The following is a 22482-nucleotide window of genomic DNA, read 5'->3' on the forward strand; positions in this document are numbered from 1 at the left end:
GCGCTTCTCGCTCACCTCGATCGTGAGGAAGCCGCCGCCGCCGAAGCCGTAGACGGTGATGTTGAACTTCTCGTCCTCGCGGGCGAACCCGAAGGCCGCCCTGACCGGCTTCCGTTCGAAGGGGACGATGATCCCGGCGGACAGGACGCAGTTGGTGACCCGGAGGACGGGCCCCATCTTGATGTCCTCAAGACCGAAGGTGACGCCGACCCGTACCTCGGTGTACGTGATCTCCAGATAGGTCTTCAGTTTGAGGCCGAGGATGCTGACGCCCTTGAAGGCGTCGGAGATGTAGTCCTCCAGGATGCCGACGAAGGCGAGGGGGCCGTAGAAGCGGACCGCGTCGACGCCCGGTTTGAAGGACGGCCCGCCGTCGTGGTCGAAGCTGAACGTGAAGTCCTTGAAGACCACCCCGATGAACTGGAGCCCCGGGGTCGCCGTCAGCAGCCTCAACTCGAAGAGCGAGATCTTGCCGGAGATGGTGTTGGTGTTGGTGCCCTCGGCGTAGCTGACCTCGTTGAGGATCCTCAGATCGAGCTTGGCCCGGTTGTTGCCGACGAGGGCCCGGAACGGTCCGAAGTCGACCAGCGGGGTGGTGAACTCGATGGTCATCCGGTGACCCGAAGGCTGCTTGTCCGTATTGGGGATCCCGGTACTGGGCCTCTTCGGGTAGAGGGTCTCCTTCTTGATCCTCGGGGCGAACTCCCGGCCCCCCCGCGTTGTCCGGCAGGACGTTCGCCAGGAGCGTGGCCCCGAACAGCACAGCCTGGTTGGCCTGGTCCCTGACGTTGAAGTAGGCCTTCCCGGCGATCTCCCCCTCGTCCCGCAGATGGTCGATCGACTCGACCTTCCCGCCCACCGCGCCGATGGCCCGCGACAGTCCGCCGACGTCGAAGTTCGGTGCCCAGATGCCGCCGATACCGCTGCTGTTGAGAACGAGCCGCTCCACCGGCTTGTCCTCGCCGGAGCCGAGGGACGCCACCGAGTCGCGGACCCGGACATAGACCTCGCCCGGATTCCCGGCGAACGCGTTCTCCAGATACCTCTCGTCGTAGCCGAGGACGACCGGGTCGCCCGGGCCGAAGAAGGCGTCCACGGCGGACAGCCGTGCCTCCGCCGCCAGCATGCGGGGGAAGAACAGGGGGCTGTCGGGGCGGGGGTCCACCGGCCCCGGCGGTCCCTGGAGGCCCCAGAGGATCCGCTGGGTGGGGTGGGTCGCGGTGCCCGGATCCCTCTCGGCGGTATAGCCGAGTTCCTGCCCGGCGAGATCCACCGACCGCCGGGGGTCCGGGGCGTCCCCGGTGATCCGGTCGAATCCGCCGTACGCGTCGATCAGTTCACGCAGGACCGTGCCCGCCGCCGGATACCGGACCGCGACGTCGTGCGGGACGAACCCCAGGGGCGCGGTGAACCGCTGCTCGCGGCCCGCCTGGTCGGTGCCCCGCAGCACGAACGCGACATCGGCGCCGGTGTCCAGTGACTGGATCCAGAACCCGTGCTCCGGACGGCCGGGCAGCAGCGGTTCCGGACTGAGCGGCAGAACCGGCGGTACGGGCCCCTCGACCACGATCCGGTTGAAGGGCAGCGACCGGCCGCCGAACGGCACCCCGTACGCCCCCGGATACTCCTTGACCGGCTCGGTGATCCGGACGAACCGCCGCTGTTCGAGATAGGCGACCCCGGTCGTGGCGTCGAACGTCCGCTTGGTCTCGGTGAACAGCAGGGCGCGATGGCCGTACGGGACGAGGAAGCCGTACTGCTCCAGGATCACCTTGTTGTCCCGGCCCTGCCAGGCGTGGTGCTCCCAGTGCTTGAGGTTCAGCCCCGGGGTGGTGGTCGGCTCCCACCGGCCGTCCAGATCGAGGGTGGCCCCGGTGGCGCTCAGCGCGAGCAGCGCCGCGTCCACGGGTGCGGCGTCCGGTTCGGGCGGATTGGTGAGGGTGACGAGCTGGCGGTAGTCGAACCCCTCGGGGTTGAGCGCGCCGAAGAGCCGGGCCTCCTCGGGGTTCGCCGGTTCGTCGGCGGCGACCACCCGGACGGTGGGCACGGACAGCGGATCGGGACGGCCCCTGGGTCCGCGTGCGGCGAGCCGGGTGTGCCAGAGCTCGGTCCGGCCGTCGTGCTCCACCGGGGTCTCGGCGTGGTCCCAGGTCGCGTACTGCTCCGGCGTCAGATGCAGCCAGTCCACGACCAGCAGATCCGTCTCGTGGCCGTCCGGTCGCCCGGCGCCGGGCACCACCCGCATGACCCACTGCCACCAACGCAGCAGTCCGGTCTCGGTGTACGGGATCGTCTTCACCGTCTCCGGAACGACGAAGGCGATCCGGCTCGGCCCCACCGCCCGGGCGGCGATCGCCCCCGGCGCGGGCCGGTCCGGCTCGTTCTCGTAGACGGTCTGCTCGGTGATGTGCTGGGACTCGAATCGGACCACTACGACACGGGGGAGCGCCGGGTCGATTCGGCGCAACTGCGGGGGATCCGCGCCGGGATCGAGCCGGAGGTTGTGGAATTCGAAGTCGATCACCAGCATGTCCTGCGGCCGTACGAGCCGTACGCTCGCCGCCGGAACGGGTGCGGTCATGCCCGACCTCCGAACTGTCGCGGTCCTTCAGGTATAAGGGACGCTCGTCCACCGGTGAAACCGCCGAACGGATTACCCGCGGGGCCTCCACCCGGTCGCTGCTCCCCGCCGGCGCGGGCGCCGATCTCACCTGGATCCGCGGCGCGATGGCACGGGACCAGAGGACGGGCCCCGGCGCGGACTCCTCGTGGAGCGGTCCGATCGAGCAGTTCTCCGCCGACCGCTGGAGGGCCGTGAACCGTGGCCGCTCTCGGCACGGCCCTGTCGTACTCGCCGGACCGTGCGCGTCACCGGCACCCTCGCCGCCCACGGGCGGTACCGGGCCGCTCAGGGGCACTTCGTCCTGGTAACCGGTCTCGACGACACCGCGCCCGCCTCGCTGGCACGGGCGCAGACGGCTGCGGACCGCGTGCTCCACGTCGGTGTCAGGGAGCTTCAGCGACCTGAAACCGGAGGCAGGACGTGGCGTACGCGGCATCTGGCGGAGTCGTTTCGCGGCTGTGCACGGGGCCGGAGGCCAGGTGGGAGACAAGAGGGGGCCAGAAGTGGGCTGCGGCTTGGTTGGCACGGTCGAAGGACAGCGTCCAATGGCCAGGATGCCGTCGCAGGACTTGTTGAGCGGCGGCCTTGCCCAGGCCATGGCGACGATGACGACGGAGTACGAAGAACTCGCTCATCTCCCGTGAACCGTCTTCCAGTTGCCGGGTCATGCTGAAGCCCGCAAGCGCTTCGCTGACCTTGAAGAGGCATGCCTCCCGGTCGTCTTCCCTGAAATAGTGGTCGAGGAAGCGGTAGGCGAACCTGCCCTGGGGAGTGACATCGAGATCCCGCAGTTCAGAGAAGTCATACAGGTAGAGCTGCAGCAGGTTCCCCAGCACGTTCCTGTCTCGCTCCGCGGCCGGGACCACCTCAACCCTCATGCCCACCAGTGTCCCGCCCGCCAACACCCCGCAGCGGCGGGTCCGGTGCGCCGACCGTGACACTCAACGAGGGCGTCTGTCCCACATCTCGCTGAGTGACAACGCTCCCCTCGTCGGCGACCGGCGGGACGGGCCCGGTAGGCCCGCCGGGCCTGCGACGGTGCTGGCGTTGTCAGTAGCGGACCTCTCTGGCCTCGTACCCTTCGAGCCCTGCCGTGACGAGGGCGGGGACGAGGGCGTGCAGGTACCAGGCGAGGTCGGTGAACTCCGGCACGGCCGGGACGCGCCGAGGGTCGCCGGAGGGCACGAAGGAGACGTCCGTGCTGCCGGGCATGAACATGAGCATGCCGCCGGTCCCCGCCTCCTGGCGGTAGACGTTGAAGGCCGCTGTGAACGGCAGGTTGCCGGGCGCGTCCAGCAGCGTCAGCACCTCGCCGATTCCGTCGGAAGCGCTGTCGTACCACTCGTACATGTCGTCCGCGTCCCGGCTCGGTTGCTGAGTTGATGAGCCGACAGCCGCCATAGCGTCCCGACCCCTACGAATTGATCATCTCGGAGTCCGATGAGTGGAGTCTTCGACGCCTTCCAGGAGCGTGCCCTGCCGGAGCCCGACTTCGTCTCGGTACGCGGTGCGAACAGCTCGCACCCTCAGGTCCGGCTCGGGCAGGCGCACTCGTCCGTCCCGGTCGGCCTCGGGGGGTGGCAGCGTTTGGTCTGGTGAGTTCGATCGCGGGAGCCGGACTCGCACGCTTGAACAGCGGGCTCGTCCGACTACGGGCTGCCGACGATGACCTTGAGGGCGGGAAGCGGTCGGGGATGTCGCGACCGGGCCTGCCCTCCACCCCGGCGCCCGAAGCCCTCACCGAAGCTTCCGCCGGTAAGCCGACAGAACCCGGCACCTGTTGCCGACTCGTCCTGCACCGCGATGAACTCGCGTGCCACTATGGGGACTTATGAACTCGAAGGACGATTCCCGGCCCCTCACCCTGCGGGTGGCGATGCATCCGGAGGCGGCGACACCCGCCGATGTCGAGGAACTCACCCTCTGGATCAAGCGGGAGCGGGTGTTCCGCGAGCTGATCGATCAGAATGCCCTCCGGTTCGATTCACAGGCGCGGCAGCCCGACGCCGGAGATTCCCGGACGCCCATGGGGCCCCTGGAAGACCTCCTCATCACGCTGATAGTGGGGCCCGCGGTGGCCTACACCGCGAACCGCCTGCTGGAGGAGGCCGAGGCATCGGTGCGGTCCTGGTGGACCACGCGCCGCGCTCAGCGCGGCGACGGTCCCGAAGAGGCGCCCGACGTCACGCGGGAGCGCGACGATGAGTGAGCGCCCGGCCGACATCGGAGCGATGTGAGGAGCTGATCCGGTGTCTGGCAGAGGGGAGATGCCCGACCAGGCCCTGCTGATCGGCGTGTCCAGGTACGAATACCATCTCGCGAAGAACCAGAACTTCGGACTTCCCGGTGACATTCCGGCAGCCCGCACCAACGTAGAGCTGATGAAGTCCGCCTTCCAGGGAATCGATCTCTTCCCAGACGCTGCGCTGCGCGTCTGCGACCACACTCACTCCGAGGAACAGGTCCTGGCCGAGCTCAAGGCCGCGGCCAACCTCGCACGCGGCCTGCTCCTGTTCTACTACTGCGGGCACGCGATGCCACATCTACGGGGCGAGGAGCTGTGGCTTCCGCTGTACCGTGGCCACGCGGTGCGTGGCGAGGACTCGATCGACTACGCCAACTCGATCCGGCTGTCCCGGGTCCTGGAGCGGCTCGGACGTAGTCGCGCGCAGCGTGTCGTCGTCGTCCTCGACTGCTGTTACGCCGGAACCGCCGAAGCCCTGCTCGCCCGGCTGCCCGACGCGCGCCGACGGAAGTTCACCCTGCTGCTCGGCGTCCAGTCCAACCGGCGGGTGGACGCGGGCACGAGCGGGACTCCCACGCCGTACACCCGTGAGCTGGCGGCCCTGCTCTCGGCCGGACACCGTGACACGCGCGACCTGGCCCAGCGCATCGCGGGGATCGCGGCCGAGCAGAAGTGGACGACGTACGAGGGCAGCGCGCGGGAGACCGTGCACGTCGCGGGAGACCCGGTGGCCGCGGCGCGGCTCGAACCGACGGCGTCCGTGCCCGAACGTGGTCTGCGGGAACGGCTGAGTCCTCTGCGCCGTGCTTCCGCCGACCGGCTGCGCGGCGTTTTCGTCTGGCTACGTGCCCACCTCATCGTCGTCGCCGTCGTCCTCGCGGGGCTCGGCGGGGGATCGTACGCCTTGTACCGGGCGATCGCTGACCAACCCTTCTCCTGCGTCCCAGCCCAGGAGATACGCCTGCTCACCGACCCGGAGCTGGAGGAGACCGTACGGGCGGCCGCCGACACCTTCGAGGGAACCCCGGCCAACAAGGACGCTGACGGATGCCTGCTCGGGGGCGTCACCGTGTACAGCGCGCCAGCCGACCAAGTGGTGCAGGCATTCCGGAAGGACGCCGCCGCCTGGCAGGACCCCACGGAGGAGGCGGACCCTGGCCGGGACATCGGCCCCCAGCCTGATGTGTGGATCCCGGCCACCTCCGCCGAGCCACGGCGCGCTGAGCCGGTCGATGGCGGGGCCAGCCCCGCGGAACTGTCGGACCGCCCGGTCGCGCTGCCGGTGTCCCCGATCGTCCTCGCCGTCCCCGAGGCCGTCGCGACGAAGGCCGGCCTGTCCGCCGGGCCCTCCGGCCGGACCCTCGGTGAACTGCTCACGGTGCTGCACGGCGTCGAAGCCGACTCCGTGGTCCGGCGCACCGATCCCGAGGCAGCGGCCACCGGGCTCCTGGCCACCCAGGGCCTGTACACGGGACTCGACAGCGTGGAGGAACGCAAGCGCGCCGAACGCCGCATCAGCGATGGACAGCGCCCGCCCGCGACCACCGGTGAGAAGCTCCTGTGCGAGCTACCGCAGAGCACGTCGGGAGGCGCCTCCGCGCTGGTACCCGCGTTCCGGCTCAAGAAGGGCGTCGATTGCGGCCGCCCGGAGACAGTGCACAGGATCGCCGTGGAGCCGAACGGCATGCCCGGCCTCGATCCGGTCTTCGTGCAGGTGCAATGGACTCGTGCCGACAATCCGTTCACCACCACGCGCCAGAAGATCCTGAAGGAGTTCAAGTTATGGCTCACCGGCCCCGAGGGCCGCGACCAGTTCACCCGGCTCGGTTTCGAATCGGGCGGGATCGACCGCGCGAGCGCCGCAGGGCTGGACGCGGTCCTGGCCGAGTACCGCAAGGCCACTGGCCCCGGCCGGGTTCTGTTCCTGGTCGACACCTCCCTTTCGATGTCCTCCCACTGGGAGGGTGACGGTGGCGCGCTCGGACTGCTCCGCGCCTCCTTCAAGGGGCTCGGTGTGAAGGATGAGTACGAAGTCTGGAGCGTGGCATCGAAGGACGGTGCGCAGCGCCCCTACAGCACCGTCCTGTCGATGGGCAGCCATCGCCCCGAGGCCGCACGGAAGGCCCTTGACGCCAAGGCCCAGCTGCGCCGGGGACTGGAGGCCGATCCCTACCGGGCCCTCGGCCGAGCTGTCGACACGATGGCAACCTATGGGCAGGACGACGACCGGCCGCAGCTGATTGTCTTCCTGACCGACGACGAGGACGGCCGCCGTCCCGGCTGGCAGCAGCAGCTCGATGACCTCACCGACGAGACACGTGAGCAGGGCATACCCGTCGTGATAGCGGTCTTCGCCAGGGGCGCCTGTGCCGACGGCACCCCTGACCGCCGTGTCACGGACGCCGCCGGGGGCCGCTGTCTGGATCCGGACGCGCCAGGCACGCTCATGAAAGATCTTGCCACCGAGGTGGCGTGGGTGGGTATGGGCGAGGAACAGTGATCGCCGTGACCACCTCCTCGTCCTGGCTCCGCCGACCAGGAAGGGTTCGCGCCGCGGCCGCCACGCTCGGTCTGCTGCTCGCTGTCACGGCCTGCACCGGAAGCGACCCGTCCCGCCCCGCGGCGAGCCCCAACGCTTTGGGCAGCGACACCGAGATCGTGGTGGTCAGCGGACTCGACGTGACCGGCCAGGGCGGCATCCGGCACCAACTGGTCCGGGAGTGGAACGCGCGGGAGAAGAAGGCGGGCTCACCCTACAGAGCCCGGCTCGTCGAGCTGCCGGGCTCCGCCGACCAGCAACGCAGCCAGCTCCTGGGCGCGTTGCAGTCCGGGAGCGCCTCGTACGACGTGGTCAACCTCGACATCACCTGGATCCCCGAGTTCGCTGAAGGCGGTCTGATCCAGCGGCTCGACGCGTCGATGCTCGACGAGAAGGATCTTTTCCCCGCCGTCGCCGCCACTGCCCGCTGGAACGACACCGTCTACTCCGTCCCCTTCAACACCGACGTCGGTCTGTTGTACTACCGCAAGGACCACCTCGTCGCGGCACGTCTCGTCGACCCCGCCGACACCAGCTTCACCTGGAAGAACCTGATCGACTACGCCGACGCCATAGAGAGGGCCGCCCTTCGGGCCCCCGACGAGAGTGTGCTCGGGAGCGTCGAGTCCGGCTGGACCAGCCAACTGGCGAGGTACGAAGGGCTCACCGTCAACGGCGTCGAGGCACTCGCCACCACCCGATCCGCCCCGGCGATCACCGATGCCGAAGGGCGCTACTCGGGCAACGCCGACCTGTTGGAGGACGGTCTGGAGGAACTCGCTCGGCGCACCCACCGCGGACACACTCTGCCCGCGGCCTCCGAGTCGAGCGAGCAGGCCTCGCTCGCCGACTTCATGGTCGGCCGCACGTCCTTCCTGCGGCACTGGCCCTCCATCTACCGCGATGTCGCCGATCTGCGCGGCGCCGACGTCGGTGTGATGCCCCTGCCCGGCAAGGCCGTTCTGGGCGGCCAGAATCTCGCGCTGGCCGGTACCGTCGGTGGAAGGGCTGCCGACAAGGCCCGCACACTGATCTCCTTCTTGACCAGCCGTTCAGGAGAACGCTGCCTGCTCGACGCGGGCTTCGCCGCTACCCGCCGCTCCGCCTACAACGATCCCGACGTCACCTGCACCTATGTCGACACCCCCGGCATGGCCTCCCCCGGCGCCTCGCCCTCGGGCGAACCCGCCCAGACCATGCCCCGCGACGAGGACGGTCGACCCGCCTACGCGAGCGGTGTCCTCCAAGAGGCCCTCAAACACGCGGTGTCCCGCCCTCGCACTCCGTACTACGGCGCTTTCACGCAAACCTATGCCAGCCATCTCGCCGCGGTCGTGGACGGCTCCCCGCCTGACAGTCTGGCCGCCGCAGCCCGGGAACTAGACGCGGACCTGCGGGAAGCCATGCCGGTCGCCGACCCGGAGGACTGACCCGTACCAGGGGCATCGGCTTGCCCGGAAGGCTGAGCAGGGCCCTCGCGGTCACCGCCGAAGGCCCCACCGCGACACTCTCGACCTGCGGTCCTGCGGTCCTGCGGTCCTGCGGTCCTGCGGTCCTGCGGCGAGGGCGGCGAGGGCGGCGAAGGCGCCAAGCACTGACTCCGCGTCCTGACCGAGCTGAAGAACCACGGCGCCGAGGATGTCCTGATGCCGGTCTGCGACGGCCTCAGTGCCCACCAGTCCCGGCTGCGGCGGCGGTCTCGACGGCTGCGGCCACGCCGACGACTCCGCATGCCCGGATTCCGCACAGCGTCAGGTACTCAGGCGCAGGTCTCATTGCCCTCGGGTGCCTTGTCCCGTCCCTGGGTGACCCGGAAGGTGACTACTGCGGCGTCGGCTCGTGAGCCGTTTTCGACCGCGGTGACGGTGATTCGTACCCAGGGGCCGGAACGTGCGGTCACCACGGTGGAGCGCCCGATGGCCACTCCTTCGGCTGTGCAGTTGCCCCAGGGAGTCTCTACGTGGAAGTCGACCAGACCGCTGGTGCTGCCGCCGGGGAGCTCCTCAGCCTGGACGGCAGCGCCCCCGCCGGTCTCGCCCTCACCGCCGCCGAAGGCGTCGTTGACACCGTTGCGGCGTACGTTCCCGACGAGGCTGGTCACATCGATGCCCACGTTTCCGTTGGCCGTCCGCCCGTCTTTGAACAGCTTCACCCTCAGGCTCTCCGCACCCGATGGCGGTGTGCTTTCGGCCGGAGTCGACTGGGACGCGCTCGGTGCCGACGACGGCACCGCGGGTTTCGCGGACACAGGCGGTTTCTCCCGCGCGGACGTGTCGAGCGGCAGCTGCCAATACACCAGAGCGCCCACGGCGCTGGCCCCGGCGGCAGCCAGGAGCATCCGTCGTCTACGGTTCCGGGGGCCGGCCGCCTTCTGGTGTCTGCCAGGTGCGGGAGGGGCTGGACGCGTATCGGACGCGGTGGCCGAAGTACCTACCGCCGCGTTCCGGGCGAAGGGGGTCGCTCCCACCCGGTTCTGGCACTGCCGCTGGGGCGCTGGCCCCTCGCGCTCCGCCAGTTCACAGGTGAGCTCCACGAAGAGGGCGTCCAAGCTGAGGTACTCGGGCCCGCCAGGAACGCCGGTGCGCAGGACATCGACCAGAGCACCGGTGAACGCGGTGAATTCGCCGCCGGGCGGCGATACCGCCATCACGGTCTCTCCGGCGGCGGCGAGCACATAGGTGCCGTCCATCGCGAAGTCCGGCTCGGCCGACTGCGCTCCGAAGGCCCGCGCCGCAAAGCAGCAGTCGAGCACGACGATCCGCCGCGTGGCGCGGGATGCCCGCAGCTCCTCGCCGATCCGTTTGTACTCGACGGCGGTGTCTCGCACGAACCCCGCATCACTGTGTCCCACCGCCAGGTGCAACTCGCCCTGGGAGTCGATGAGGCCGTGACCCGCGTAGTAGATCACCAATGTGTCCGTCGCCGCCGCGACGGCACAACGCACGGCTTTGACGAGATCGACCGGAAAGGCGGGGTTCTCCACCCTCGTGCAGTGGACGGCCCCTTCACTCCAGAGCCGATCGCCGAACAGACCCTCCAAGGCGCGCAAGTTGTTACGGACCGCGGGCAGGGCATGCGGGGCGCGTCCAGCGGTGGAGACGAAGTCGCTCACCCCGATCAGCACGACCCGGGAGGCCGCCGGATCAGGCAGACGGCCAGAGCTCACCCCGAAGGCTCCGATTCGCTGTCCGGCGCGCTCTCGCCGCCAAGTAGCCGCACCAGCCGTTCCGCCTCACCGGGGGTGACATTCGTCAGGGTGATCCCCACCCCGTCGGGCCGCTCCACCCTGATGACTGGCTCCTGCGGCCGGGTGGCACGCCATGTGGCCAGGGCCAGGGAGAAGGACCCCGCGCTGAAGCCCGAACCCAGCACCAGCGACAGGATGTCGACCAGCTCACCCTGATGGTGAAGCTCGGGCGGCTGTGACGCGCCGAGCGCGAGCCCCGCATGCCGACGCGCGGGCGGTACTGCCAGTAACCATGCGTACAGCGAACGAAGCTCCTCCTCCGCCGCGCCATGGGAACAGCTGATGACGATCCGCACGTCGACCTCTCCGCCGCAGGTACCCGACGCAGCAGCCTAAACGACTCCGGGGCGTGTCAACTCCCTTACCCACAGTTTCGACTCGTCTGTCGACACACAGTGGAACGCGCCGCCCATGGGCCCAACCGCACTGTTCGACGCGAGCCACCAGCAAGGCGGCGAACTCACGCGAGAAATGGCCCCAGGTCGCCTGCGCCCTGCTCGGGTCCAACACAAGCGCGGTCAACACGGGATGCGAACCGCAGCGAAGGCTCTGGAGCGTCAGCGCGCCTTCCGACCGGTCAGCCCGCCGTCGTCGTCTGCCGTCCGAGCGGGAGTCGGCTGTGGCCCCTGACCAGGGATACGTCCTGTCGCGGCAGCTGCCGGGCTGCCGCAACAGGACGCTGGTGGTGGATCAGGCGTTGGGGAGGATGACGGCGCGGCCGGAGATCTTCCCGTCGTGCAGGCGTTCATAGGCGAGTGGTGCCTCGTCGAGGCTGTATGTCTCGGTGCGCACGGAGAGCACATCCGCCTGGGCGAGGGCGATGACATCGGCCAGCTCCGTGCGGCTGCCCCAGTAGGGCGCGGTGACGGACATGCCGTAGGGGACCTGGGCGAAGCCCACCGGGATGGCGCCGCCGCCGAGGCCGACGAGTTGGACATCCGAGTCCAGGCCGGCCATGGCGACGGCCATTCGCCCGGTGATGTCGATGCCCACGAAGTCGAGGACCGCCCGTGCGCCGAGCCCGCCGGTGAGTTCCCGTACGCGCGTGGCGGCGTTCTCGTCGGACAGCAGTGCCTCGTGTGCGCCGACGCTGCGGGCCAGTTGCAGTTTGTCCTCGGAGACGTCGAGGGCGACGATCCGGGCCGGTGTGAGGTTCCTGAGGAGTTGGATGGCGAGGTGGCCCAGGCCTCCGGTGCCGATGACGACGGCGGTGGAGCCGGGTACCAGCTTGGGCAGTGCGCGTCGGATCGCGTGATACGGGGTCAGTCCGGCGTCGGTCAGGGGGACGGCGGCTACGGGGTCCAGGTCGCCGATCGGCACCAGATGCCGTACGTCGTCGACCACCAGGTACTCCGCCATCGCGCCCGGGGAACCGAGGCCCGGCGGGTGGATACCGAGGGTGCGCGCATGGGGGCAGTAGTTCTCCCGGCCAGACGCACAGGCCGGGCAGACTCCGCAGCCCCAAGGCCCGTACACCACAACGGCGTCCCCGACCGTCACACCGGTCACACCGTCGCCGAGCCCGGCGACGATGCCCGCTCCCTCATGACCGAGAGTGAGCGGCAGTGGGAACGGCAGCCGCTCGGCGGACATCGACATCACCGCGATATCGGAGTGGCACACACCAGCCGCGGTGACCTTGAGGAGGATCTGGCCGGGGCCTGGTTCGGGGGTGGGGATGTCGACGACTTCCGGAGGGGAGCCGATCGTCCGGTACTGCAGTGCCTTCATAGTGGTTCTCCCTGCTTCCTGGAATTCCCAGGTCAGTCGGTTGCGCGGTGCTGTATGGAGCCCCCGATAGCACCCACGACCGAGCCTACTCGGCCGATGGGGTCTGACCATCAGAGGTCCTGGACTTGCGGATGTCGCGGGCTGAGTGCGCGCTCCGCAGAGGGGTGATGACAGTGCGCCGTGCCCGATGGCGACGGCCGCCGACGAGCTGTGCGCCGAAGTTCCTCGGACCGGTCGGGTAGTGGATTGTCATGGACAGATACTGAGGGTGACCTTCAGTGGCTGGAGTGCAAGGCCCATCGCGAGCGACCGCCGCCATGCCCAGGGGATGCGGTCCGGCGTGCCTCCATATGCCTGGTCGACGACCTCGCTGCGTGCCCGATTTCCTGCCGCGGCCCCCGGTTGCGAGATTACCGTACGGACGGTCAATCAATCATGCAGAATGCATTTACAACCGTCCGTGCGGTCAGTATGTTCGGGCCGAACGCCGAAAGTGCGCGTTATATGACGGATTGGGAGTAGCCATCGAGGCGGGGTGGCCCGCGAGGACCGCCATCCGGCTCACCCCCCCATGGGCTTTGAACACTCCGTTGTACGAGTGCGAAAGCGTGCCAGGCAGGTCTTCCCGTGACCGCTTCCCCAGAGCGTGCTCATGGGGCTGGCTGCCCCTGGGACGTACCGAACCTGTCTCCGATGTGGCGCCCGTTCCTTGGCGCGTTCACTACCACCCATGCACCGCCTTCGAGTTGTCGCCGTGCGCTTCCGCACGCCCTTGTGAAGGGAACAGTCCGATGAACAGAAGCCGAGCCGTATCGGCCGTGGGTCTTGCCATGCTCCTGCTGGGGATGACCGCGTGCGGGGGAGCCGCAGAAGAGGACGACGGTCAGGCCCGTGCCGGTGACTTCTGCAAGCCGCTCGCCAAGACCGAGAAGGTGACGTTCGGATCCGCCCCGGCCCCCGCGTACGGCACTTCCTTCCAGGCGGAGGGCGGTGGTTACTACAAGGCGGCGAAACTTGAGGTGAAGGCGTCCACATTCGCTTCCGGCCAGGATGTGATCGCCCTCGTCGGCCGGGGCCAGCTCGACGCGGCGATGGTCGGATTTCCCGCGAATGTCTTCAGCGCCATCGACCAGGGCGTGGATGTCCGTGTCGTCTCGGCGTCGGGCCTGCTCAAGGAGGACAAGCGCAACACGCTGTTCGTGCGGTCGGATCTGCTGAAGAACGGCACAGTCTCCGAGATCTCCGATCTCAAGGGACTGCGGTTCGGGCTGCCGGGAGGACCCGGCTCCGCCGCCTTCTACATGAGCGGTCTGATGTTGGAGAAGGGCGGGCTCAAGCTGAAGGATGTGAAGACCGTCTCGCTCGCGCCCCCGGACATGCTGACCGCCTTCCAGACGAAGAGCATTGACGCGGCCATGGTGAGCGCGCCGTTCAACAACTCGGTGGAGAAGAGCGGTCTCGCCCAGGGAATCGACACCCTGGGTTCCCTGATCCGGGTGCAGACCGGCGGCCTCATCATGGGGCCCAACCTCCTGAAGAAGAAGCCCGAGGTCGGGTGCGCGTTCCTGAAGGCCCATATCGAGGCTGCCCGCAAGGAACTGGCCCCCGGTTACAGCAAGCGCCCCGAGGTGATGGATCGCTTCGTCGAACTGGGCAAATTCCCCCGCCAGTTCATGGAGGCGGTGCCCGAGAACGTCTTCGACAGCACTCTCCTTGTCGACAAGGACAAGCTCAACGGAATGCAGGCCATGTTCATTGATCAGGGCTCCCTAGACCTGAAGCGTCCGCTGCCGTACGACAAGGTGGTCGATGTGCCGTTCTATGAGCAGGCGATCAAATCCCTCGACAAGGCTTCGGTGAAACCGTGAGCCCCCGAACCACCGCCCGGTGAGGCGGCGTCCGATGCCGCCACCCCGCACCGGAACCCTCGGTGCGGGGTGGCCCGGTCTCCCGTGGTCAGCGGAAGGGGCGGCCCGCACGGGCGTAGTGGGCGGCGGAGCGGTAGATGTTGATGGCCATCAGGCTCTCCTCCGCCTCGGCTCTCGCCTCGTAGACCGCGGCCGCCCCGGTCCTCACCCGCTCGTCCGTCGGTTCGGACTCGACCGCCCAGTCGGCGAGATGGCAGGCCAGCCTCAGGTCGCCCGCCTCCACGGCCAGGGCGGCGCGGGCGAGGAGTATGTCCACCCCGCCGGCGAGTTCACTGACCACCGCAGCGACCTCCCGGCGGGGTGCGGGCTTCAGCTCGCTGGGTCGGCCCGAGTACCAACCGCCGTAGTAGCGGATGACGTTGCGGACGATGAACTCGGCCTCGTCGTAGATCGGGCGGAGCCAGGGCGAGTCACTGGAGGGAAGAGTGACGCGTTCAACGATGTCGGTGTGCGGTGGGGCTCCGTCGTTGAGGGCGGCGAGCGTCTGGTCAACGATGGAATCGAGGTAGTCGGCTGTTTCCAGGAGCAGCCGTTGGATGGTCTCCGGCTCGTCCACGAGCGGGGCGCCGTGTCCCGGACACAGGGTTCGGGGATTCAGTGCGGCCATGGCGCGTAGCGCGTCGGACCATTCCCAGGCGTAGCGCTGCACCTTCTGCGGGTTGCCCGCGTTGGGCACGGCCCAGATGACCAGGTCCCCGGGGCACAGCACCCGGTGCTCCGGGTTCCACACCCAGGTGTGGTCGTCGGTTTCGCCCCGTGCGTGGCGCAGTTCGAAGGTGAGTTCCCCGACTTCGATCGATGTGGAGTCGTCGTACAACGTGTCAGGAGGGATGGGGGGAGGTGTGAACCGAAGGCGCCTCTTGGTCACATCGCCGGAGACCTGGCGGGCGTTGATCGCCTCGTTGTAGCCACTTGTGCGGCTGTAGCGGGCGGAGCGGGCGGGCAGTGCGGAGTGCGCGATGACCCGCGGGGCGCTCTGGCCGGGCAGGAGGAACGCGGGCAGTCCGTAGGCGTGATCGAGGTGGCCGTGGGTGTAGACGGCGGTGTGGACCGGGGCCTGGGTGAACTCGCGCAGACCACTGGCCATTTTCGGGGCGAGCCCTTCGGTGCCGGTGTCGATGAGGACCAGCCCCTGGCTTGTCTCAAAGGCTGTGACACCCGAGCCCAGTGAGGTGTGCCAGGTGCGGTCGGCGACTTCGAAGGGGCCGCCGCGCCAGAAGAACCCGGCCTCCTCAGGAGGTCGTTCGGGGCCGTGGAACATGGCTGACAAGGGGTTTCGGGACATGGTGGTCTCCCTCTCGGGGCGCGGATTCTCCGAGGCGCTCTCTTGATTAGATGCATGATGCATTCTAAGTTGGCTCAAAGCGAGAGCTGAGGGAGTGGGATTCCACAACGCCGAACCCGGCGACCGCAACACCGTGGGGAAAGAGGCTCCACGCCCTGCACCGTCGGCCCGGCGGCGGTGGGTCGGCGAGCGGCCGCCCCGTTCCATCGATCGCCCGGGTACGCCGATCCCCACGGTCCGCACGCAACTTGTCGCCGGAGGATCTCGCTCTTCGCCGGCCCTGGCGCACAGTCAACGAAGGGACGTCATGTCGCAACACCGCCGCTCCGTCGCTCCCGAGACCGACTCCGCGGCACTCGACGCCGTCATCGTCGGAGCGGGTTTCGCCGGTCTGTACATGCTGCACAAGCTCCGCGGCCTGGGTCTGAGAGCCGTGGTCCTGGAAGCGGGGGACGGGGTGGGAGGCACCTGGTACTGGAACCGCTACCCAGGTGCCCGGGTGGACGTGGAGGCCATGCACTACTCGTACTCCTTCTCCACCGAGCTGGAGCAGGAGTGGGAGTGGCAGGAGCGCTACCCGGCCCAGCCGGAGATCCTGCGCTACCTCGGCCATGTAGCCGACCGCTTTGAACTGCGCCGTGATATCCGTCTGTCGACCCGCGTCGTGGCGGCCTCGTACGACGAGGTCACGGCCCGATGGTCGGTCTCGACCGACCGCGGCGACAGCTATGAAGCCCGCTACTGCGTGATGGCCACCGGCTGTCTGTCCTCGTCCCGCGTACCCGACATCGAAGGCTTGGAGGCCTTCGAGGGGCCCAGGTACCACACCGCACAATGGCCCCACGAGGGGGTGGACTTCACCGGTCAGCGGGTCGGTGTGATCGGCACCGGCTCCTCCGGCATCCAGTCGATCCCCCTTATCGCCGAGCAGGCCGCCGAACTCACCGTCTTCCAGCGCACCCCGAACTACAGTCTGCCCGCCCGCAACAGGCCCCTCGACCCGGCCGAACGAGACGCGGTGAAGCACCACTACCCTCGTCTGCGGGCTGAGGCGCGCAACTCACCCGTCGGGCTCCCCGGACTGTCCCGGCCGACCGGCGGCGCGCTAGCGGCGAGCGAGGAGGAACGCCGGGCGCGGTACACCGAGCAGTGGGAGAAGGGCCTGCTCCACGGTCTTGTGTCCACCTACACCGATATCCTCACCGACCCCGATGCCAACAGGACCGTTGCCGAGTTCGTCCGCGAGAAGATTCGCGAGACCGTCTCCGACCCAGCGACCGCCGATCTGCTGTGCCCCACCGGCCATCCCTTCGGCACCAAGCGGCCGGCCCTCGACACCGGCTACTACGCCACCTACAACCGGGACAACGTCCGTCTCGTCGACATCCGCAGGGCGCCCATCACCCGGATCAACGCGCGCGGTGTGGTGACCGCTGGCGCCGAGTACCCGGTCGACGCACTGGTCTTCGCCACCGGCTTCGACGCGATGACCGGCACCCTCAACGCGATAGACATCCGTGGCCGCGGCGGGCTCGCCCTACGCGACAAATGGGCTGGCGGACCCGTCACCTACCTCGGACTCCAGAGCGCGGGCTTCCCGAACCTCTTCCTTGTCGCCGGTCCCGGCAGTCCGTCCGTGCTCACCAATATGGTGGCCGCCATCGAACAGCATGTGGAGTGGATCGCAGACTGCGTCGACCATGTGCGCCAGAGCGGTGCCGTCGCGATCGAGGCGCTGGAGGACGCCGAGGCCGACTGGGTCGGCCATGTCAATGAAGTGAGCGGTGCGATGCTCTACTCCGAGGCCGACTCCTGGTATCTCGGCGCGAATGTGCCTGGTAAGGCGCGTGTGTTCATGCCGTACGCCGGAGGGCTCGGTGCGTACCGCAGGCGCTGCGACGCCGTGGCCGCCACGGGGTACGAAGGGTTCGTCCTCTCCACCAGCCAGGCGCCGGAGCGGACACGACAAGAGGAGCAGCAGCAATGACGGAATTCGCCGTACCCGCGACCCGCCGTGAAGCGGTGCTGGAGCAGTTGCGCCAGGAGATCATCAGCGGTGAACTCTCACCGGGAGCACCGGTCAGGGACGCGGAGATCGCCGGGCGTCTCGGGGTGAGCATCACCCCCGTACGGGAGGCGATCGCCCAGCTCGGGCTTGAACGTCTCGTCGACATACAGCCCAACCGCAAGCGGACCGTCGTCGTTCTGACCCGTGAGTCCGCGCTGGAACTGGTCGACGTGGTGGAGTTGCTGAGCTGCGCGGGGTTCGCCTGGGGCGTTGGACGTCTGGATGACACCCACTTCGTACGACTGCGCGAACGCCTTGCGGAGTTCGACGCGTCTTACGCGGCGGGGAATCTGGTCGCGGCGGGCCGGGCGGGCCTGGCTTTCGGCGATGTCGTGATCGGCGCCTGTGGGAACAGCGAACTGCTGCATCAGGTCGACCTGGTCTTCCACCGGACCCGCAGACTCTTCGCGACCGTCACCGACGGCCCCGTGTGGACCATCTGGCTTCAGGGCTGCCATCAGGTGCTCGCCCATCTGGAGAGCTGGGAGCGGGACGCGGCGGTCAGCCGCTACCGCCGGATCTACACCGACCTCCGGGCCCGGATGGCGGAGCTTCCGTTGCCGCAGAGTGCGGCGCACTGAACATCGGCGGGGTGGTACCGCAGGCTCCCGCCGCACGTACGAGGAGAGGAACACCGTCATGCCCACTTCCCCATCAAACGCCCCACGCGAGTTCGACGGCCGTACGGCCTTCGTCACGGGTGGCGCATCCGGTATCGGCCTCGCGGTCTGCGCACTCCTCGCCGCGCGGGGGGCCGCCGTCGCGGTCGCCGATGTCGACGCGGTAGCCGCCAAGAACGTCGCCGGGCAATTGACCGCCAACGGCGGCACCGCCATAGGCCTCGCCGTGGACGTGGCCGATCCCGAGTCCGTACGGGAGGCCGTCGAGGCCACCGTTGAGCGCCTGGGCGGGCTGCATCTGGCCGTCAACAACGCCGGGATCTCCGGAGCTGTCGCGCCTCTCGCCGACTATCCCCTGGCCGACTGGCGTCGAGTGATGGCCGTCAACCTCGACGGGGTCTTCCACTCCCTGCGCTGCGAACTGCCGGTGATGAGCGCGGCGGGCGGGGGCGCCGTGGTGAACGTGGCCTCGGTCATGGGAACCGTGGCTACTTCGGGCGGGAGCGCCTATGTCGCTGCCAAGCACGGCGTCATCGGGCTCACCAAGACCGCGGCCCTGGAGTACGCGTCCCAAGGCATCCGGGTCAACGCGGTGGGCCCTGGCTTCATCGAGACCCCGCTGCTCCAACGGGTGAACGCCGAAGGCCGGGCCGCACTGGCCGCCCTGCATCCCGAAGGACGCATGGGCACATCGGAGGAGGTTGCCGAGATCATCTGCTTTCTGCTCTCCGACCGGGCCTCGTTCGTCCAGGGCAGCTACCACCTGGTCGACGGGGGTTACACCGCCCGCTGACCCCGCCGGACCACAACAGTCGTGCCCATTCCCCACTGCCACGGACACGCGTTCCCCACGGCCGGGCACCCCCATGCGTCATCTCAGGGAGGACCAACCGGATGAGCGGCGACACCGCACCACGTCAACCCTCCGACCAGGAAATCTGCGAAGCCTACGGCTATGTGATGGGCCGTCTGCTGGTGCTCCGCCAGCAGCGGCTCGACTTCGAGCGGGAGGGACTCGACTGGAACCGACTGGTGCACCGCGAGCGAGGAGACGTGGCATGGGTCAACCCCAACCTCGATGTCGTCTACTCCGAGGCATGGGTGGCCGTCGACCACAACAGTTGTGTTCTGCTGGAGATCCCGAGGATCGAGGGTCGGTACTACACCTGGCACATGCTGAACGGCTGGGGCGAAACGGTCCTCAACATCAACGAGCGCACCTATCCCCACCAGCCGTACGGTCGCTATGCCCTCTGCCTTGAGGGCAGCGCCCCGCCAATGCCTGATGACGCCCTGCGGATCGACCTCCCCGCGAAGGTCACCAGAGTCCTTGCCCGCATCGAGATCGGTGCGGACCCCGAGGCCGCCAGGCGGCTGCAACACGCTTTCGTACTGACTCCGTTCGGCCGCCCGGCCACCCCCGCGTCCGTCGCGGTGCCGGCCTTCACCAATCGTGAACTGCCCGGTGTCGAGGCGTTCGACCTCGCGGCCGAGATCCTCGCCGCGAACGACGACATCAATCCGGGAATGGAGGGGCCGCGGGCGAGCCTGGCCGCCGTGGCGGAGCTGACGGCGTCGGAGCCAGCCGCACGGGAGAGCGTCCACGACGTGGTCATGGCGCAGGCCCGCAAGGAGTTGCGGCGGCACATGGTCACCGCGGGCCAGATCGAGAACGGGTGGACCCGAATGCACCCGATCGGCAACTACGGCGACGACTACTGGACGCGTACGGTCTGCAATCTGGGCGGCCTCTGGGCGAACAACACCGGTGAGTGTGCCGCACTGGCGGCCATGGGACTCGATGGGAGCACCCACTACACCCAGACCTACCCCCGCGACCGACTGCCGGGTGACAACGTCGACTACTACTGGTCGATCACAGCAGTGGACTCACGAGAATTCCGTGTCATCCCCAACCCACTCGACCGCCATGTCCTGAACGGCCGCTCGCCGCTGGAGTACGACAAGGACGGCTCCCTCACCCTGGTCTTCGCACCGGAGCGGCCCACCGCCCACCCCGAGACCAACTGGCTGCCGACCCGGCCCGGCATCACATACAACCTCACCTACCGCCTCTACGGCCCCAAGGCCGACGCGGCGAACGGACGATACCGTCTGCCTCCGTTGGCCGGAACGCCGTAGGCGGTGCGGCAGGGCTGAAGCCGACTGGCCGAGTTCAGTGGGTGGAGGCATTGTCGGCAGGCCTTCGACTTGCGGCGGAGGTGGGAGGGGCCATGGGCCGGTGCCCGCAGAACGGGGCGCGGCCCTCCTGGCCCCTATCCGACGTGGACCGGCCGAAGCCAACTCCCGGTAGCGGTGCCGGAAGCCGAGCCCGCTCGCTGAACCCGACCGGCCGCGGGACGGTCATTCGTCTCGCGGCCGACGCACAGACCCTCCGGGTGCTTTCGGCGCTCACTCAGCGGGGATGGGCCGCCCTTCCCCATGAGCGGTCACCTGACGGGCCGCCCAGGGATAGTCCGGCTTGCCCGATGTGGTGCGCCCCATCGAGGGAACCCTGATGACGGCCTTGGGCAGCTTGTAGCGGGCTATCCGCTCGCCCGCCGCGACGAGCAGATCGTGGTCCGAGACCGCGGAGCCGGGAGCGAGCTCCACAAGGGCGACGACCTCCTGTCCCCACTGTTCGCTGGGCCGGCCGATCACAATGGCGTCCGCGACGTCCTGGTGTGTCATCAGGGCCGCCTCGACCTCCTCGGAGAAGATCTTCTCGCCGCCGGAGTTGATGGTTGCCGAGTCCCTTCCGAGTAGCCGGACCAGACCGTCAGAGGTGAGTTGGGCCCGGTCGCCCGGGACCACCCAACGCACCCCTTCGGCTTCGAAGAAGGTCTGTTCCGTCTTGGTCCTGTCCCCGAGGTAGCCGAGGGGTAGCCGCCCGGACTTGGCGAACCACCCGACGCCCTGGTGGCCGGGCTCCAGCACTCGGGTGCGGTCGGCGTCCAGCACTCCCGCGCCGGGCAGCGGGGTGAAGAGCCCGCCGTGGCGGACGCCGTCTTCCGTGGTGCTGTTCTGCTGGAGGGAGCGCCCGGTCTCCGACGAACCCGCTGTGTCGGCGATGGAGAGCTGCGGGATGGCCGCGGTCAGGCGCTGTTTGGTCTCCGGGGTCATGGGTGCACCGGCGTTGACAATGGTGTCCAGCGCCGATGTGTCATACCGCCCGCTCTGCACTTCGGCGAGCAGGGGGCGGGCCACCGCTTCGCCGATGAAGACGGTACGGGTAACGCGTTCCCGTTCCACGGTCCGCCAGAAGTCCGTCGGGTCCACCCGGTCAACGATGTCGTTGAAGACCACGGTGCCTCCGCTGAGCAGCGCCCCGAGGGAGGCGCAGTGCCCCGCGCCGTGCATCAGGGGTGCACAGGGGGCCAGCCGGTGGTTGTGCCCCGGAGCCGCGGCGGCGATCACATCGGCCCCGTCGTCCAGGGCATAGCGTTCGCGTGAGAGCAATGCGTGCCAGATGTCGCTCTGCCGCCACAGCGTTCCCTTGGGCATGCCCGTGGTGCCGCCGGTGTAGAGCAGGTAGATGTCGTCGGGCGACTGATCCGTCCTCGGCACCAGCGCGGGAGCATCGGTGAGGGAGGTCTCGTAGTCCAGTGCTCCGGACAGCAACGCGTTGCCCGATTCATCGGCGACCTGAAGGAGGAGCGGAGTGCGCCGGAGTTGCGGCAGTGTGGCCGCGATGGCGGGCGCGAAGCGTGCGTGGTAGACGACAGCCGAGGCGCCGGCGTCATTGAGAACGTATGCCAGTTCCTCGGGAACGTATCGATAGTTGACGTTGAACGGCGCGGTTCGCGCCGCGTAGCCGCCCAGCGAGCACTCCAGGTACTCCGGACTGTTCAGCAGGCACAGGGCGACGGTGTCCTGGCCGATCTCCCACCCGGACAACTCGGCTCGGGGAGTGTGGACCCCGAGCCCATGGGCGGAGAGGACCTGGGCCAGTCTGCTGGAACGATCCGCGAGCTGGGCGTAACTGAATCTGCGATGGGCGGCGACGATGGCCTCACGGTCCGCGACGGACGCGCAAACGGCGGAGAAGATGTGCCAGAGGTTCAGTTCCACAGCCGCACTGTTGCCTCGATGGGTTCCTGCCAAGGGCCGATGCATGAAATTGGGGGCCTCTCTGAAGGGCGCGCAGGGGGAATCCGATGGCGGCGCCTTCCATTCCGGCGATGCCGTATCCCGGG

The 22482-nt window shown here is 68.6% G+C and carries 18 protein-coding genes; 9 read left to right on the plus strand and 9 right to left on the minus strand.

Going from position 1 to position 22482, the window contains the following annotated elements; all coding sequences use genetic code 11:
- Positions 1-187: 187 nt before the first annotated feature.
- The 3 genes from NBG84_RS04350 to NBG84_RS04360 all read right to left on the minus strand — a co-directional run bounded on the left by NBG84_RS04350 (position 188) and on the right by NBG84_RS04360 (position 4024).
- A complete protein-coding gene (locus tag NBG84_RS04350; protein WP_250917906.1) occupies positions 188-2581 on the minus strand; it encodes a hypothetical protein in 2394 nt (797 codons plus the stop codon).
- 425 nt (positions 2582-3006) lie between these two features.
- Positions 3007-3501: a GNAT family N-acetyltransferase gene (locus tag NBG84_RS04355; protein WP_250917907.1), complete on the minus strand. Its 495-nt coding sequence runs from the start codon at positions 3499-3501 to the stop codon at positions 3007-3009.
- Positions 3502-3673: 172 nt separating this feature from the next.
- Entirely contained in the window at positions 3674-4024 is a 351-nt protein-coding gene (locus tag NBG84_RS04360) for a hypothetical protein (protein WP_250917908.1), read from the minus strand.
- 39 nt (positions 4025-4063) lie between these two features.
- On the opposite strand from NBG84_RS04360, the gene NBG84_RS04365 reads away from it, so the two are divergent.
- The 4 genes from NBG84_RS04365 (at position 4064) to NBG84_RS04380 (ending at position 8837) form a co-directional block, all read left to right on the plus strand.
- Positions 4064-4222 carry a hypothetical protein gene (locus NBG84_RS04365; protein ID WP_250917909.1) on the plus strand — a complete coding sequence of 53 codons (159 nt, stop codon included), beginning with the start codon at positions 4064-4066 and terminating at the stop codon, positions 4220-4222.
- 232 nt (positions 4223-4454) lie between these two features.
- Complete coding sequence (locus NBG84_RS04370) at positions 4455-4832, plus strand: hypothetical protein (RefSeq protein WP_250917910.1); 378 nt, start codon at positions 4455-4457, stop codon at positions 4830-4832.
- Between the two features lie 40 nt (positions 4833-4872).
- Positions 4873-7368, plus strand: coding sequence for a vWA domain-containing protein (locus tag NBG84_RS04375; RefSeq protein ID WP_250917911.1), 2496 nt, complete (start codon positions 4873-4875; stop codon positions 7366-7368).
- A 5-nt stretch (positions 7369-7373) separates the two neighbouring features.
- Positions 7374-8837 carry an extracellular solute-binding protein gene (locus NBG84_RS04380; RefSeq protein WP_250917912.1) on the plus strand — a complete coding sequence of 488 codons (1464 nt, stop codon included), beginning with the start codon at positions 7374-7376 and terminating at the stop codon, positions 8835-8837.
- A gap of 329 nt (positions 8838-9166) precedes the next feature.
- Here the strand turns inward: NBG84_RS04380 and NBG84_RS04385 are convergent, their stop codons facing one another.
- From NBG84_RS04385 to NBG84_RS04400, 4 genes are all read right to left on the minus strand, one after another.
- Positions 9167-10573, minus strand: a complete 1407-nt coding sequence (locus tag NBG84_RS04385; RefSeq protein ID WP_250917913.1) for a caspase, EACC1-associated type — start codon at positions 10571-10573, stop codon at positions 9167-9169.
- Positions 10570-10950 carry an effector-associated constant component EACC1 gene (locus NBG84_RS04390; RefSeq protein WP_250917914.1) on the minus strand — a complete coding sequence of 127 codons (381 nt, stop codon included), beginning with the start codon at positions 10948-10950 and terminating at the stop codon, positions 10570-10572. The genes NBG84_RS04385 and NBG84_RS04390 overlap by 4 nt, the downstream gene beginning before the upstream one ends.
- Before the next feature lie 394 nt (positions 10951-11344).
- Positions 11345-12385, minus strand: coding sequence for an NAD(P)-dependent alcohol dehydrogenase (locus NBG84_RS04395; RefSeq protein ID WP_250917915.1), 1041 nt, complete (start codon positions 12383-12385; stop codon positions 11345-11347).
- An 85-nt stretch (positions 12386-12470) separates the two neighbouring features.
- Entirely contained in the window at positions 12471-12638 is a 168-nt protein-coding gene (locus NBG84_RS04400; protein ID WP_250917916.1) for a hypothetical protein, read from the minus strand.
- Between the two features lie 538 nt (positions 12639-13176).
- Here NBG84_RS04400 and NBG84_RS04405 point away from each other — a divergent pair.
- On the plus strand, positions 13177-14253 hold the full coding sequence (locus NBG84_RS04405) for an ABC transporter substrate-binding protein (RefSeq protein WP_250917917.1): 1077 nt from the start codon (positions 13177-13179) through the stop codon (positions 14251-14253).
- Between the two features lie 88 nt (positions 14254-14341).
- Here NBG84_RS04405 and NBG84_RS04410 read toward each other — a convergent pair whose 3' ends face one another.
- Complete coding sequence (locus NBG84_RS04410; protein WP_250917918.1) at positions 14342-15598, minus strand: alkyl sulfatase dimerization domain-containing protein; 1257 nt, start codon at positions 15596-15598, stop codon at positions 14342-14344.
- A gap of 307 nt (positions 15599-15905) precedes the next feature.
- On the opposite strand from NBG84_RS04410, the gene NBG84_RS04415 reads away from it, so the two are divergent.
- From NBG84_RS04415 to NBG84_RS04430, 4 genes are all read left to right on the plus strand, one after another.
- Positions 15906-17585: a flavin-containing monooxygenase gene (locus NBG84_RS04415; RefSeq protein WP_250917919.1), complete on the plus strand. Its 1680-nt coding sequence runs from the start codon at positions 15906-15908 to the stop codon at positions 17583-17585.
- Positions 17582-18247 carry a GntR family transcriptional regulator gene (locus NBG84_RS04420; RefSeq protein ID WP_250917920.1) on the plus strand — a complete coding sequence of 222 codons (666 nt, stop codon included), beginning with the start codon at positions 17582-17584 and terminating at the stop codon, positions 18245-18247. The genes NBG84_RS04415 and NBG84_RS04420 overlap by 4 nt, the downstream gene beginning before the upstream one ends.
- Before the next feature lie 58 nt (positions 18248-18305).
- A complete protein-coding gene (locus NBG84_RS04425) occupies positions 18306-19079 on the plus strand; it encodes an SDR family NAD(P)-dependent oxidoreductase (protein ID WP_250917921.1) in 774 nt (257 codons plus the stop codon).
- Between the two features lie 101 nt (positions 19080-19180).
- Complete coding sequence (locus NBG84_RS04430) at positions 19181-20428, plus strand: DUF1214 domain-containing protein (RefSeq protein ID WP_250917922.1); 1248 nt, start codon at positions 19181-19183, stop codon at positions 20426-20428.
- 270 nt (positions 20429-20698) lie between these two features.
- Here NBG84_RS04430 and NBG84_RS04435 read toward each other — a convergent pair whose 3' ends face one another.
- The gene (locus tag NBG84_RS04435) at positions 20699-22357 is read right to left on the minus strand and encodes an AMP-binding protein (protein WP_250917923.1); all 1659 of its coding nucleotides are present in this window, start codon (positions 22355-22357) and stop codon (positions 20699-20701) included.
- Positions 22358-22482: the final 125 nt, after the last annotated feature.

Source organism: Streptomyces albipurpureus (genome assembly GCF_023701525.1).
Lineage (GTDB): Bacteria > Actinomycetota > Actinomycetes > Streptomycetales > Streptomycetaceae > Streptomyces > Streptomyces albipurpureus.

What these genes read in the sequence shown, in the direction of transcription:
- NBG84_RS04350 (WP_250917906.1), bottom strand. Translation starts at nt 2,581, where the DNA reads ATGACCGCACCCGTTCCGGCGGCGAGCGTACGGCTCGTACGGCCGCAG.
- NBG84_RS04355 (WP_250917907.1), bottom strand. Translation starts at nt 3,501, where the DNA reads ATGAGGGTTGAGGTGGTCCCGGCCGCGGAGCGAGACAGGAACGTGCTG.
- NBG84_RS04360 (WP_250917908.1), bottom strand. Translation starts at nt 4,024, where the DNA reads ATGGCGGCTGTCGGCTCATCAACTCAGCAACCGAGCCGGGACGCGGAC.
- NBG84_RS04365 (WP_250917909.1), top strand. Translation starts at nt 4,064, where the DNA reads ATGAGTGGAGTCTTCGACGCCTTCCAGGAGCGTGCCCTGCCGGAGCCC.
- NBG84_RS04370 (WP_250917910.1), top strand. Translation starts at nt 4,455, where the DNA reads ATGAACTCGAAGGACGATTCCCGGCCCCTCACCCTGCGGGTGGCGATG.
- NBG84_RS04395 (WP_250917915.1), bottom strand. Translation starts at nt 12,385, where the DNA reads ATGAAGGCACTGCAGTACCGGACGATCGGCTCCCCTCCGGAAGTCGTC.
- NBG84_RS04400 (WP_250917916.1), bottom strand. Translation starts at nt 12,638, where the DNA reads ATGACAATCCACTACCCGACCGGTCCGAGGAACTTCGGCGCACAGCTC.
- NBG84_RS04405 (WP_250917917.1), top strand. Translation starts at nt 13,177, where the DNA reads ATGAACAGAAGCCGAGCCGTATCGGCCGTGGGTCTTGCCATGCTCCTG.
- NBG84_RS04410 (WP_250917918.1), bottom strand. Translation starts at nt 15,598, where the DNA reads ATGTCCCGAAACCCCTTGTCAGCCATGTTCCACGGCCCCGAACGACCT.
- NBG84_RS04415 (WP_250917919.1), top strand. Translation starts at nt 15,906, where the DNA reads ATGTCGCAACACCGCCGCTCCGTCGCTCCCGAGACCGACTCCGCGGCA.
- NBG84_RS04420 (WP_250917920.1), top strand. Translation starts at nt 17,582, where the DNA reads ATGACGGAATTCGCCGTACCCGCGACCCGCCGTGAAGCGGTGCTGGAG.
- NBG84_RS04425 (WP_250917921.1), top strand. Translation starts at nt 18,306, where the DNA reads ATGCCCACTTCCCCATCAAACGCCCCACGCGAGTTCGACGGCCGTACG.
- NBG84_RS04430 (WP_250917922.1), top strand. Translation starts at nt 19,181, where the DNA reads ATGAGCGGCGACACCGCACCACGTCAACCCTCCGACCAGGAAATCTGC.